This is a genomic window from Kitasatospora sp. NPDC059327 (assembly GCF_042752535.1).
Classification (GTDB): domain Bacteria; phylum Actinomycetota; class Actinomycetes; order Streptomycetales; family Streptomycetaceae; genus Kitasatospora.
The window spans coordinates 62146-75452 of record NZ_JBHYYB010000018.1 but is presented as its reverse complement, the minus strand read 5'-3'; the positions used below and the strand labels follow the sequence as shown (position 1 = coordinate 75452).

The window sequence follows — 13307 nt, the reverse complement described above, 5'->3', positions numbered from 1 at the left end:
TCTGTGTATACGACCGTAGCTCGCCCCGCTCCGGTTCCCAAGGGTCCGGGCGAGGCTGGTGACACTTGTCTCAACAGGCGTGCCGACGGAACCCCGGAGCCGTCGGTACCGGGGCGGGCGGCCGGGTGCGCCGAAGCGGCCGCAAGGCGCGTGACAGCAGCTGTACGCCCTGCGGCCGCTTCGGGAGCCGTGCCGGACCCCAGGCGGACCAGGCCGGGGTCGTGGAGGCACGGCGGGGTGCCGGGACGGGCCCGCACGCCCGTCGACCGGCCGTCAGCGGGCCGTCGACCCGCCGGGCAGGGCGTCACCGCACCGCCCGGCGCGTCTCCGTGCTGGTCGTTGTCACTGCGCGATGCGGTACTCCTCCAACAGACGACGTCCGACGATCATCTTCTGGATCTCCGCAGTACCTTCACCGATGAGCAGCATCGGGGCCTCGCGGTAGAGGCGCTCGATCTCGTACTCCTTGGAGAAGCCGTAGCCGCCGTGGATGCGGAAGGCGTCCTCGACGACCTCCTTGCAGTACTCGGAGGCGAGGTACTTGGCCATGCCGGCCTCAAGGTCGTTGCGCTCGCCGCTGTCCTTCTTGCGGGCGGCCATCACCATCATCTGGTGGGCGGCCTCGACCTTGGTGGCCATCTCGGCGAGCTTGAACTGGATCGCCTGGTGCTCGGCGATCTTCTTGCCGAAGGTGGAGCGCTGCTGGGCGTAGGAGATGCCCAGCTCGAAGGCGCGGCGGGCGACGCCGCAGCCGCGCGCGGCCACGTTGACCCGGCCGACCTCGACGCCGTCCATCATCTGGTAGAAGCCCTTGCCCGGGGCGCCGCCGAGGACCCGGTCGGCCGGGACGCGGACGTCCTGCAGGATCAGCTCGGTGGTGTCGACGCCCTTGTAGCCCATCTTCTCGATCTTCCCGGGCACGGTGAGGCCGGGGACGGTCGCGTTCGGGCCGAAGCCCGCCGTCTTCTCGATCAGGAAGGTCGTCATGTTCTTGTACGGGGAGCTGCCGCCCTCGTCGGTCTTGCAGAGCACCGCGACCAGGGTGGACGTGCCACCGTTGGTGAGCCACATCTTCTGGCCGTTGAGGACGTAGGAGTCGCCGTCCTTGACGCCCTTGGTGGAGATCGCGGAAACGTCGGATCCCAGCCCGGGCTCGGACATCGAGAAGGCGCCGCGGATTTCACCGGCGGCCATCTTCGGCAGGAAGTAGTCCTTCTGTTCCTGGGTGCCGTGCGCGTTGATCATGTGGGCCACGATGAAGTGGGTGTTGACGATGCCGGACACGGACATCCAGCCGCGCGCGATCTCCTCCACCACCAGGGCGTAGGTGAGCAGCGATTCGCCGAGGCCGCCGTACTCCTCGGGAATGGTGAGGCCGAAGAGGCCGAGCTGCTTCATCCCCTCGACGATGGCGGTGGGGTACTCGTCCTTGTGCTCCAGCTCGGTCGCGACCGGAATGATCTCCTTGTCGACGAAATCCCGCACGGTGGCGAGGATGTCCCGCTGGATCTCGGTGAGGCCGTCGGTCTGTGCGAGGCGTCCCATCGTGCGGCTCCTGTGGCGAAAGAGGAAGAGGGTGGGGGGAGGGCAAGAACTGCGGGGGGGGGGATCGCCGGGGGCCCTGCCGGCGTGGCTACGCGGCGGGGCCCCCGGTACCGGGGTGGGGATCGGCCGATGACGGCGGCCTACCCGTCCGGGGCTCTGGGGTGGCGGGCTAGGACAGCGGAGTGGGACGGCCGGGCTGCTCGCCGCCGCGCTCCGTGATGTACGTCGCGGTCGGCACCATCACCTTGCGGCGGAAGACGCAGACGACCGTGCCGTCCTGCTTGTAGCCCTTGGTCTCGACGTACACGATCCCGCGGTCGTCCTTGGACTTGGACGGCCACTTGTCGAGCACGGTGGTCTCGCCGTAGAGGGTGTCGCCGTGGAAGGTCGGCGCGATGTGCCGCAGCGACTCGATCTCCAGGTTGGCGATCGCCTTGCCGGACACGTCCGGGACGGACATGCCGAGCAGCAGCGAGTAGATGTAGTTGCCCACCACGACGTTCTTGCCGAAGTCGGTCGTCCGCTCCGCGTAATTGGTGTCCATGTGGAGCGGGTGGTGGTTCATGGTGAGCAGACAGAAGAGGTGGTCGTCGTACTCGGTGACCGTCTTGCCGGGCCAGTGCTTGTAGACAGCGCCGACCTCGAACTCCTCGTAGGTGCGTCCGAACTGCATCTCAGTGGTCCTTAGGGAGGTCAGGCCTGCGGGGGCTCGAACTTGGAGGTGCGCTGGAACCCGGCGGCGCGGCCCTTGCCAGCGATGACCAGGGCCATCTTGCGGCTGGCCTCGTCGATCATCTCGTCGCCGAGCATCGCGGAGCCCTTGGCACCGCCCGCCTCGGAGGTGCACCAGTCGTAGGCGTCGAGGATCAGCTCGGCGTGGTCGTAGTCCGCCTGCGAGGGCGAGAAGATCTCGTTCGCGGCGCCGACCTGGTCCGGGTGGAGCACCCACTTGCCGTCGAAGCCGAGCGCGGCGGCGCGGCCGGCCACCTCGCGGTAGCCCTCCTGGTTGCGGATCTGCAGGTAGGGGCCGTCGATGGCCTGCAGGTCGTTGGCGCGGGCGGCCATCAGGATGCGCATCAGGATGTAGTGGTAGGCATCGGCCGGGTAGCCGACCGGCTGCTCGCCGACCACCAGGGACTTCATGTTGATCGAGGCCATGAAGTCGGCCGGGCCGAAGATGATCGTCTCCAGCCGCGGCGAGGCCTCGGCGATCGCGTCGACGTTGATCAGGCCCTTGGCGTTCTCGATCTGCGCCTCGATGCCGATCTTGCCGACCTCGAAGCCCATGGTCTTCTCGATCTGGGTGAGCAGCAGGTCGAGCGCCTTGACCTGCTCGGCGTCCTGGACCTTCGGCAGCATGATGCAGTCGAGGTTGGGGCCGGCGCCCTCGACGACGGTGATCACGTCGCGGTACGTCCAGTGGGTGGTCCAGTCGTTGACGCGGACGACCTTGGTCTTCTTGCCCCAGTCGCCGTTGTTCAGCGCGTCGACGATGTGGTGCCGGGCGCTCTCCTTGACCAGCGGGGCGCAGGCGTCCTCCAGGTCGAGGAAGACCTGGTCGGCCGGGAGGCCCTGGGCCTTCTCCAGGAAGCGCGGGTTGGAGCCCGGCACGGCGAGGCAGGAGCGGCGGGGGCGGAGCCTGTTGACGGTTGCCATGGGTGGGTCAGTCCTTCCGGGGTCAGCTGGTGGTCGTCGCGGCGGCTGCGGGCGTCCACGGCTGGAGCCTGTTGGCCAGCCGGATCTCGTCCACGATCCGGCCGATGATGGTCGTGATGCCGAAGTCCTTCGGGGTGAACACGGCGGCGACGCCGGCGGCCTTGAGAGCCTCACCGTCCGCTGCCGGGATGATGCCACCCACGATCACTGGCACATCCTCCACCCCGGCCCGGCGCAACCGGTGCAGGACGTCGGGCACCAGCTCGGGGTGGGCCCCGGAGAGGATCGACAGGCCCACGCAGTGCACGTCCTCCGCGACGGCGGCGGAGACGATCTGCTCGGGCGTCAGCCGGATCCCCTGGTAGACCACCTCGAACCCGGCGTCGCGGGCCCGGACGGCGATCTGCTCGGCGCCGTTGGAGTGCCCGTCCAGGCCGGGCTTGCCGACCAGCAGGCGCAGCTTGCCGGTGCCCAGCTCGGCGGCGGTCGCGGCGACCGCCTCGCGGACCGCGGCCAGCTCGCCGCCGGGCTCGGCCGCCACCGCGACCGGGGCGCCGCCGACGCCGGTGGGCGCGCGGTACTCGCCGAAGACCTCGCGCAGGGCGAAGGACCACTCGCCGGTGGTGACCCCGGCGCGGGCGCAGGCGAGCGTCGCGGGCATCAGGTTGGTCTCGGTGGCCGCGACGGCCTTCAGCTCCTGGAGGGCGGACTGGGCGGCGGCCTCGTCGCGCTCGCCGCGCCACCGCTCCAGGGCGGCGAGCACGGACTGCTCGGAGGCGGGGTCGACCACCATGATCGCGGTGTCGAGGTCGGCCGTCAGCGGGCTCTCCTCGGTGGTGTCGAAGCAGTTGACCCCGATGATCTTGTCCTCGCCGGACTCGATCCGGGCCCGGCGGGCGGCGTGCGAGGCGACCAGGTTGGACTTCAGGTAGCCGGACTCGACGGCCGGGATGATGCCGCGGTTGCCCGCCTTGACGCCCATCTCCAGCACCTTGGCGATCTCGGCCTCCGCGCCGGCCAACAGCTCGGCGGTCTTGCTCTCGATCACCTCGGAGCCGTTGAAGAGGTCCCCGTACTCCAGCAGGTCGGACTCGTAGGCGAGCACCTGCTGGATGCGCAGCGACCACTGCTGGTCCCAGGGGCGGGGCAGGCCGAGCGCCTCGTTCCAGGCGGGCAGCTGGACGGCCCGGGCGCGGGCGTCCTTGGAGAGCGTGACGGCGAGCATCTCCAGCACGATCCGCTGGACGTTGTTCTCCGGCTGCGCCTCGGTCAGGCCGAGCGAGTTGACCTGGACGCCGTAGCGGAAGCGGCGCTGCTTGGCGTCCTGGATCCCGTAGCGCTCCAGGGTGACCTTCTCCCAGAGCTGGGCGAAGGCGCGCATCTTGCACATCTCCTCGACGAAGCGCACGCCGGCGTTGACGAAGAAGGAGATCCGGGCGACCACCTCGCCCATCCGCTCGGCCGGCACCTGGCCGGAGTCGCGGACCGCGTCCAGCACCGAGATCGCGGTGCACATCGCGTAGGCGATCTCCTGGACCGGGGTGGCCCCGGCCTCCTGGAGGTGGTAGCTGCAGATGTTGATCGGGTTCCACTTGGGGATGTTCCCGACCGTGTAGGCGATCATGTCGGTGATCAGACGCACGGACGGCCCGGGCGGGAAGACGTGCGTCCCGCGCGAGAGGTACTCCTTGACGATGTCGTTCTGGGTGGTGCCGGTGAGCTTGGCGATGTCGGCGCCCTGCTCCTCGGCGACCACCTGGTAGAGCGCCAGCAGCCACATGGCGGTGGCGTTGATCGTCATGGAGGTGTTGGTCTGTTCGAGCGGGATGCCCTCGAACAGGGCGCGCATGTCCCCGACGTGGCCCACCGGCACGCCGACCCGGCCGACCTCGCCGCGGGCGAGGATGTGGTCGGAGTCGTAGCCCGTCTGGGTCGGCAGGTCGAAGGCGACCGAGAGACCCGTCTGGCCCTTGGCGAGGTTCTTCCGGTAGAGCGCGTTGGAGTCACTCGCGGTCGAGTGTCCCGCGTAGGTCCGCATCAGCCAGGGCCGATCACGCTTCTGATCAGTCATCGGATCGCCTTAGATGTCACGGCCGGGCCGCTCGGCCCGCTCGGAGGCCTCGCGGAACAGGTTGATCGCCGGCAGGTGCTTCTCGCGCAGCTCGGCATTGCGCACCCCGAGGCCCTCGGACGGCGCGAGGCAGAGCACGCCGACCTTGCCCTGGTGCTTGTTCTGGTGGACGTCGAGCGCGGCCTGGCCGGACTGGTCGAGGCTGTAGACCTTGGACACCGTCGGGTGGATCTTGCCCTTGGCCACCAGGCGGTTGGCCTCCCAGGCCTCGCGGTAGTTGGCGAAGTGCGAGCCGACGATCCGCTTCAGCGACATCCACAGGTAGCGGTTGTCGTACTGGTGCATGTAGCCGGAGGTCGAGGCGCAGGTGACGATGGTGCCGCCCTTGCGGGTGACGTACACCGAGGCGCCGAAGGTCTCCCGGCCCGGGTGCTCGAAGACGATGTCCACGTCCTCGCCGCCGGTCAGCTCGCGGATCCGGCTGCCCAGACGCTTCCACTCGCGCGGGTCCTGGGTGTGCTCGTCCTTCCAGAACCTGTAGCCCTCGGCGGAGCGGTCGATGATCGCCTCGGCGCCCATCGCCCGGCAGATCTCGGCCTTCTGGTCGTTGGAGACCACACAGATCGGGGTGGCGCCGCCGGCCAGCGCGTACTGGGTGGCGTACGAGCCGAGGCCGCCGCTGGCGCCCCAGATCAGCACGTTGTCGCCCTGCTTCATGCCCGCGCCGTTCTGCGACACCAGCTGGCGGTAGGCGGTGGAGTTGACCAGGCCGGGGGAGGCGGCCTCCTCCCAGGTCAGGTGGGCGGGCTTGGGCATCAGCTGGTTGGTCTTCACCAGGGCCAGCTGGGCCAGGCCGCCGAAGTTGGTCTCGAAGCCCCAGATCCGCTGCTCCGGGTCCATCATCGTGTCGTTGTGGCCGTCGGAGGACTCCAGCTCCACCGAGAGGCAGTGGGCGACGACCTCGTCGCCCGGCTTCCAGGCGTTGACCCCGGCGCCGGTGCGCAGCACCACGCCCGCGAGGTCCGAGCCGAGCACGTGGTACGGCAGGTCGTGGCGCTTGGTGAGCGGGGAGAGCCGGCCGTAGCGCTCCAGGAAGCCGAAGGTGGAGACCGGCTCGAAGATCGAGCTCCACACGGTGTTGTAGTTCACGGCGCTGGCCATGACGGCGACCAGTGCCTCGCCCGGGCCCAGCTCGGGCAGGGCGACCTCGTCGAGGTGGAGGGACTTGCGGGGGTCCTTGTCGCGGCTGTCGAGGCCGGCGAACATCTGCTCCTCGTCCTTGTGGAGCGTCACCGCCCGGTAGGAATCCGGCAGCTTGAGCGCGGCGAAGTCCGCCGCGGTGCTGTCGGAGCTGAGGATCGCGTCGAGGATTTCCTTCATGGCTGCCTCCGAAGGCGTACCTGTGTGAGGGGCACAGGGCGTCTGGGGGAGCCGGGAGCGGACACCGGCTTCGCTGAGATGGGTGGGTGGTGGTCTGGCGGTTGGCCTGGCTGGGCACAGCTCCCGGGGTGTGGGAGCGCCGGACGACGGCGCGCCGAGGTGGGGAGCCGCGGCGCCGCGACTGGTGGGTAACAAGGTAGTGGCACCCTGTGCCACTCGTAAAGACACCGGGTGTCACCAATTCAGGTGAATCAAATCCGCGTTCGAGCGCCCGTCGGCGGGCGCGGAAAGGGCCCGCGCCGGAGTTTCCGGTGCGGGCCCTCAAGACCGCCTTGACCTGCGGAAAACCTACTGCTCAGGCCTCCCTGGCACTGCTCAGCGCGGCCCTGATGCTGTCCACCACGACGTCCAGCGGGGCGTCGGTCCGGGCCACTGTGATGAGTACCTCACCTCCGGGGCTGGCACTCAGTGCGCTCGCGGCGGCCTCCTCCAGGGGCGTCACACTGGCACCGGGTGCCACCAGGGACCCACGCCGTCTCACGCCGGGCGGGGCGGACGCCCAGAAGGTCCGCCGGATCACCTCGAAGGAGTGGTCCAGCTGCGCCTCCACGTCACCCCGGCCGCCGGCCCGCAGCCAGCGCCGCAGCACGTGGTTGTGGGCCGCCACGACCGCCGCCGCCGACACCTCGGCCAGCATGGAGTCGTCCTCGCCGGCCCGCTGCCAGCCCGAGGGGATCTCGCCGCCGGTGTCGAACCGGCCCAGCAGGTAGCGGGTGAACAGCCGCTCGTACCGGGCCACCACGGCGATCTCCCGCTCGCGCAGCGCCGGCACCTGGCGGATCAGCTGGTACCGGGCGACCGAGACCGAGGGGGTGGAGGCGTACATCCGCAGCACCTCCTTGATGCCCCGGCAGACCACGTCCAGCGGGTGCTCCTCGGGCTCGGCGCTGGCCAGCAGGTCGGCCACCCGGACGAGGGTGTCGTCGTGGTCCGGGAAGATCGCCTCCTCCTTGGACCGGAAGTACCGGAAGAAGGTCCGCCGGGCCACCCCGGCCGCCGCGGCGATCTGGTCGACCGTGGTCTCCTCGTAGCCCTGCGACGCGAAGAGCTCCATGGCGGCCGTGGCCAGGTCCTGACGCATCTGCTGGCGCTGCGCGGCCGCCCGGCGGTTGCCCGGACCCCCCTCGGCGCCGGACCCGGCGGGCCGGTCGGCGCCGCGCGGTACGACGGAGTGCTGGGGGGAGGCTGACTGAACCCGATCCATGCCCGGAACGCTACACGCCCCCGGGACCGGCGCCGCGGGCCTTCCCCGCCGCACCGGCGCTACCGGGCCGGTCACGGCCGGTCTCGGCCAGCGGGCCGACGCCGCCCCGGGGTTCCAGCCGGAGCGCGGCGGCCCGTACCCGGGCGGCCCGGGCAAGGCCGCGGCCGGGCCGCCCGGCCCGGCGCCGAGGGGCGCGGTGCCCCCGGCCGACGGCGTGGTCACCGGCGCGCGTGGTCGCGGAACCCGCGGCCGCTCTTGCGGCCCAGGCAGCCCGCCGCCACCAGGTGCTCCAGCAGCGGCGCCGCCGCCAGGCCCGGCTCGCGGAACTCCTGGTGCAGCACCTTCTCGATGGTCAGCGAGACGTCCAGGCCGACCACGTCCAGCAGCTCGAACGGGCCCATCGGGTAGCCGCAGCCGAGCTTCATCGCGGTGTCGATGTCGTCCACCGTCGCGTAGTGCTCCTGCAGCATCCGCACGGCGTCGTTCAGGTAGGGGAAGAGCAGCGCGTTCACGATGAAACCGGCCCGGTCGCCGCACTCCACCGGGTGCTTGCGCACCTTCGCGCAGATCTCCAGCGCCGTCGCGGTGACGTCCGGCGCGGTCAGCACGGTGGAGACCACCTCGACCAGCTTCATGGCGGGCGCCGGGTTGAAGAAGTGCAGGCCGATCACGTCCTGCGGGCGCGAGGTGGCCGCCGCGCAGCTGATCACCGGCAGTGAGGAGGTGGTGGTCGCCAGCACCGCGCCCGGCTTGACGATCTTGTCCAGGACGGCGAACAGCTCACGCTTGACCGCGAGGTCCTCGGCCACCGCCTCGACCACCAGGTCGACGTCGGCCAGCTCGGCGTACTGTCCGACCGGCGTCACCAGGGCCAGCGCCGCGTCCCGCTGCTCCCCGGTCAGCCGGCCCTTCGCCACCGAGCGCTCCAGCGACTTGGCCAGCTGCGCCTTGGCCCGCTCGGCCTTCTCCTGGCTGCGGGCGGCCAGCAGCACCGGGTACCCGGCCTTGGCGAACACCTCGACGATGCCGGTGGCCATGGTGCCCGAGCCGCAGACGCCGACGGTGCGGACCTCCCGGCCGGTGCCGCGCGCCCCGGCCGGTCCAGCGGCGGCGTCGACCACCCTGGACGAGCCGGGCGCCTCGTAGGTGTAGAAGCCGCGGCCGGACTTGCGGCCCAGCAGCCCGGCGGACACCAGCTGGCCGAGGATCGGCGCGGGCGCGTGCAGCCGGTCCCGGGACTGCTCGTACATCGCCTCCAGGACGGTCCGCGCGGTGTCCACGCCGATCAGGTCGAGCAGGGCCAGCGGCCCCATCGGCAGCCCGCAGCCGAGCCGCATCGCGGCGTCGATGTCCTCGCGGGTGGCGTACTTGGACTCGAACATCGCGGCGGCCTGGTTCAGGTACGCGAAGAGCAGCCCGTTCACCACGAAGCCGGCGCGGTCGCCGGCCGCCACCGGCTCCTTGCCGAGTTCGCGGGCGAACGCCGCGGCGTCCTCGGCCACCTGCGGGGCGGTCAGCACGGTGCGGACCACCTCGACCAGCTTCATGGTGTGCACCGGGTTGAAGAAGTGCAGGCCCAGCACGCGCTCGGGGCGCGCGGTGGCGGCGGCGATCCGGGTCACCGACAGCGCGGTGGTGCCGGTGGCCAGGACCGTCCCGGGCGGGCAGATCCGGTCCAGCGCGGCGAACAGCTCCCGCTTCAGCTCCAGCTGCTCGGGGACCTCCTCGATCACCAGGTCCGCCGCCGCGGCGGCGTCGAGCGCGTGGCCCACCGAGATCCGCGCGAGCAGCGCGGCCCGGTCCTCGGCGGTGATCCGCTCCCGGGCGACGGCGTGCGCCGTCGCCTCCTCGATCCGGGCCAGGGCCCGGGCGGCGGAGTCCTCGTTGGCCTCGATGCCGATCACTCGGCGGCCGCTCTGCGCGACCGCCACGGCGACGCCGGCACCCATCGTGCCGAGGCCGACCACGGCGACTGTGGGGAAGGGACGCTCCATCTGTCCTGACTCCTTGTCATAAGGGCCCGCGCGCGCTCCGGCGGACGCGCCGCCGGAGGAGGGTCCGCGCGCGGGGGCTGGGGAGATGACGGTTGCGGCCCACCGGCGCAGCCGCCGGTCCGCTCCGGCCGTGCTGCGGGTGTGCCGTGGTACTCAGGCGCTGTGAAGGAAGCGGCTCTGATACGAGGAGAGAATCCGGCCCGCCGCGAGCGCGGCACCGACCGGTGAAGACGCACGGTCCGCCGCCGGCCCGTTCCGCGCGATCGCGCGCGCCGGCCGACGACCCCGTCGGTGCGGCTCCCGAAGCCCGACGGTGGTGCGTGCGGACACTGTAGCGAAGCTACTGGCCGGCAGGAAGGGGGTGGGCGCGGCCTTTCGCGACTCTCCCGCGCAGCGGCGCCGGACGTCCGGGCCCGCGCGGACGCCGGGCCGGAACCCCGCCGGACGCCGGGCCGGAACCGCGCCGAGCACCGGGCCGCGGAAATTCGCTCGGCGCGGCCACCGGCCGAGGCTAGGGTGAGCGGCGCGGGGGCGGCTCCGCGGCGTGCTTCCTTCTCACTCACTGCAAATGAATCCGAGTGCGCCCACTCTCCGCCCCCGCTTCGTCATATCTCCGGGGGCCGACCGATGAAGAAGCAGACCACCACCACGCCCGGGACCGCTCTCGACGCCCTGCTGCTGAGGCGCCACGGGGCGGTCGCCGTCACGGGCGGCGCGGCGCCGGGCGAGCCGGACCCGTGGAGCGCGCGCGGGCTGCTCGCGCTGGAGGCCGACCTCGCGCTGCGCGGCTACCTGCTGACCGGGCCGCTGCGGTCCGCGCTCGGGCGGCTGCGGCCGGCCGGGCTGGCCGAGACCGGTCAGGCGCTGCTGCGGCGCCTCGACGCGTCGACCGGCGCCGACCGCCGGCACCGGCCGCTGTTCGGCCGGTTCCCCGACGGCGTGCCCGACCACGCGCACAGCTACTACTCCGCCCAGGTCCGCGCCTTCCTGCTCAACCAGCCGCACCAGCTCTGCGCCCACTGCGGGCGCGCCGCCGCCGAATCCGGCATCGGCGCCCTCGCGCCCTGCGCCCACCTGGTCTGCGGCGACTGCTACGACGACCTGGAGATCCGCCACGACGGCCGGTCCTGCCCGCTCTGCGGCGCCACGATCGCCCCCGAGCGCTACCTCCCGCTGGACGCCAAGTCCGTCCGCAACGCCGCCCGCGAACGCGGTTCCACCACCCTGCTCCGCCCGCTGCGGCTGGCCGAGGGCACCGACCGGGCGGTCGTCGCCGGCGCGGAGGCCGGCCGGCTGCTCGCCCGCCGCACGCCGCTCGACCCGCAGGACCGCGAGGACCTCGCGCTGCTGCTCGACCTGGTGCCCGCCGACCCGGCCGACTGGCTGCCCGCGGACATCCCGGTCCGGGAGAGCCGCGCCACCGTGCTCGCCGCGCTGCTGCGCCGCGACCCGGAGGCCGTCCGTCCGCTGCTCCCCGGCCTGCTCACCACCGCCACCGACGTGCTGCGGCTGATCTGGGCCTGGTCCGGTGCCGAGCCGGACCTGCTGCCCGCCACCGCGAAGGGCCTGCGGCTGCGCGGCCTGCCCCGCCCGCTCCGCCGCGAGCTGCTGGCCGTCCTCGACGCGCTCCCGGTCGGGACGGTCGCCGAGGACCTCGGCCGGCACCGGCAGGCCTGGCTGCGCGCCGGTGAACTGCTCCACCCCTACGAGTACCGCGACCGCTTCCCGTACGCGGCCGCCGCGTTCGCCGTGCTCCGGCAGAGCGACCTCGACCTGCACGGGCTCGGCCCGCGGTGGCGCGAGGCCCCGGCGCCGCTGCGGGTCGCCGAGACCCCGGCCGGTCACACCCGGCTGGTCGTCCGCACCTTCGCGGCCGAGGTCGAGCGGGCCCTGGCCGGTGGCGACGTGCCCGCCGCCGGCCGGCTGCTGGCCCGCCGCCCGGGCGAACTGGTCCGCCGGCTGCACCACCTGCTGCGGGTGCACGCCTCCTGGAGCCCGGGTGAGCCGCTGCCCGCCGCGCTGGCGGACGACGTCCTGCCGGCCGCCCTGCGCCGGGTCGCGCCCGGCCCGCTGCTCGGCGCGTACGGACGGCTGCGCGCCCCGCGCGAGATCGGCGAGCGCCGGCTCTACTTCCCGCGCGGGCGGGTCACGCGGGCGCACGCCCGGGACGACTGGGGCACCGTGGTCCCGGCCGCGCTCGGGGCACCCGTCTGCGCCCTGATCGAGGCCGAGCTGCTGCGCCGCGCCGGGCAGCACGAGCGCTTCGAACTCGCCGTCCTGGACGAGGGCCTGGCCGACCTGGTGGTCCCGTTCGCCGAGCGGGCCGCCGCCAGGACGCTGGTCTCGCTGCCGCGCGGCAGCGTCCAGCGGCTGCCGGACGGCGGCCGCGTCCGGCTCTTCCTGCACTGGAAGCAGCAGCCGAGCCAGCGGGTCGACCTCGACCTCTCGGTGGCGCTGTACGACGACAGGTGGCAGTTCACCGGTCTCTGCGACTACACCCGCCTGGTCCACGGTGCGCGCGGCGCGGTGCACTCCGGTGACTTCACCTCGGCCCCGCCGCCGCACGGCGCCACCGAGTTCGTCGACCTCGACCTGCCCGTGCTGGCCGGCGAGGGTGCCCGGTACGCGGTGGTCGTGGTCTTCAGCTACAACGACATCCCGTTCGAGGAACTGGCCGACGCCTTCGCCGGGTTCATGCAGCTGGACGAGGGCACGGCCCGGTCCCGCGGCGGCGGCCGGTTCCACCCGGAGGCCGTCCGGCAGCGGCTCGACCTCAGCGGGGACGCCAAGGTCTGCGTGCCGATGATCGTCGACCTGGCACGGCGCGACTACACCTGGACCGACCTCAACACCAGTGCCTCCGGCGGCTTCCACAACGTCTGGCGGTACCGGGACCGGATCGGCACCCTCGCCGCGGACGTCGTGCAGCACTTCGCCGAGGGCTCCCGCGCGACGCTCTGGGACCTCGCCTGCGCCGGCGCCGCCGCCCGCACCGACGAGGTACTGGTCCGGGACCGCACCGGCGGCGTGGTCGGCTCCTACCGCCGGGCGGCGGACGAGCCGGTGGCCGCCTTCGCCGCCCGGCTGCGCGAGCGGCGCGCACCGGACGCCACGGCGACCGGTCCGGCCGAGGACACCGCCCGCGCGCTGGCCGGCCGGCTCGACCGGCGCCGGGTGTTCGCCGCGTTGGTGCACGCCGACCTGCCCGCGCCGGCCGAGGTCTCGGGCACGCTCTACCGGCTCTACCCCGGCCCGCTGGACGCGGCACCGGGCACCCTGGAGCGGCTCACCGCGGGGGACGTGGTGGCCCTGTTCAACCCGGAGGAGTGAACGGGCGGACAGGCGTCCGCACGAACCACCCGATAGGGGAATTCCCCCTGGTCGGCGGGCGGGACAG

General features: G+C 72.5%; 8 protein-coding genes. 1 reads left to right on the top strand and 7 read right to left on the bottom strand.

Translation table 11 applies throughout. From position 1 onward, the window contains the following. Positions 1-342: 342 nt before the first annotated feature. The 7 genes from ACFXHB_RS13980 to ACFXHB_RS13950 form a co-directional block, all read right to left on the bottom strand. The gene (locus ACFXHB_RS13980) at positions 343-1545 is read right to left on the bottom strand and encodes an acyl-CoA dehydrogenase family protein (RefSeq protein WP_380574318.1); all 1203 of its coding nucleotides are present in this window, start codon (positions 1543-1545) and stop codon (positions 343-345) included. A 169-nt stretch (positions 1546-1714) separates the two neighbouring features. Then, a complete protein-coding gene (locus ACFXHB_RS13975) occupies positions 1715-2218 on the bottom strand; it encodes a MaoC family dehydratase (RefSeq protein WP_380574317.1) in 504 nt (167 codons plus the stop codon). Between the two features lie 20 nt (positions 2219-2238). Then, positions 2239-3201 (bottom strand): HpcH/HpaI aldolase/citrate lyase family protein, encoded by a 963-nt coding sequence (locus ACFXHB_RS13970; RefSeq protein ID WP_380574316.1) that lies wholly within the window; start codon positions 3199-3201, stop codon positions 2239-2241. A 22-nt stretch (positions 3202-3223) separates the two neighbouring features. After that, entirely contained in the window at positions 3224-5272 is a 2049-nt protein-coding gene (locus ACFXHB_RS13965; protein WP_380574314.1) for a protein meaA, read from the bottom strand. A 9-nt stretch (positions 5273-5281) separates the two neighbouring features. Further along, positions 5282-6652 carry a crotonyl-CoA carboxylase/reductase gene (ccrA, locus tag ACFXHB_RS13960; RefSeq protein ID WP_380574313.1) on the bottom strand — a complete coding sequence of 457 codons (1371 nt, stop codon included), beginning with the start codon at positions 6650-6652 and terminating at the stop codon, positions 5282-5284. A 355-nt stretch (positions 6653-7007) separates the two neighbouring features. Beyond that, positions 7008-7916, bottom strand: a complete 909-nt coding sequence (locus tag ACFXHB_RS13955) for a TetR family transcriptional regulator (RefSeq protein ID WP_380574312.1) — start codon at positions 7914-7916, stop codon at positions 7008-7010. Positions 7917-8134: 218 nt separating this feature from the next. Further along, the gene (locus ACFXHB_RS13950) at positions 8135-9910 is read right to left on the bottom strand and encodes a 3-hydroxyacyl-CoA dehydrogenase family protein (protein ID WP_380574310.1); all 1776 of its coding nucleotides are present in this window, start codon (positions 9908-9910) and stop codon (positions 8135-8137) included. 627 nt (positions 9911-10537) lie between these two features. Between ACFXHB_RS13950 and ACFXHB_RS13945 the strand changes: the two genes are divergently transcribed. Next, positions 10538-13240 carry an MXAN_6230/SCO0854 family RING domain-containing protein gene (locus ACFXHB_RS13945; RefSeq protein WP_380574309.1) on the top strand — a complete coding sequence of 901 codons (2703 nt, stop codon included), beginning with the start codon at positions 10538-10540 and terminating at the stop codon, positions 13238-13240. The last annotated feature ends 67 nt before the right edge of the window (positions 13241-13307 follow it).

Bases quoted from the DNA above. Each gene is read 5' to 3' on its own strand.
- ACFXHB_RS13980 (WP_380574318.1), bottom strand. From the start codon at position 1,545: ATGGGACGCCTCGCACAGACCGACGGCCTCACCGAGATCCAGCGGGAC.
- ACFXHB_RS13975 (WP_380574317.1), bottom strand. From the start codon at position 2,218: ATGCAGTTCGGACGCACCTACGAGGAGTTCGAGGTCGGCGCTGTCTAC.
- ACFXHB_RS13970 (WP_380574316.1), bottom strand. From the start codon at position 3,201: ATGGCAACCGTCAACAGGCTCCGCCCCCGCCGCTCCTGCCTCGCCGTG.
- ACFXHB_RS13965 (WP_380574314.1), bottom strand. From the start codon at position 5,272: ATGACTGATCAGAAGCGTGATCGGCCCTGGCTGATGCGGACCTACGCG.
- ccrA (WP_380574313.1), bottom strand. From the start codon at position 6,652: ATGAAGGAAATCCTCGACGCGATCCTCAGCTCCGACAGCACCGCGGCG.
- ACFXHB_RS13955 (WP_380574312.1), bottom strand. From the start codon at position 7,916: ATGGATCGGGTTCAGTCAGCCTCCCCCCAGCACTCCGTCGTACCGCGC.
- ACFXHB_RS13950 (WP_380574310.1), bottom strand. From the start codon at position 9,910: ATGGAGCGTCCCTTCCCCACAGTCGCCGTGGTCGGCCTCGGCACGATG.
- ACFXHB_RS13945 (WP_380574309.1), top strand. From the start codon at position 10,538: ATGAAGAAGCAGACCACCACCACGCCCGGGACCGCTCTCGACGCCCTG.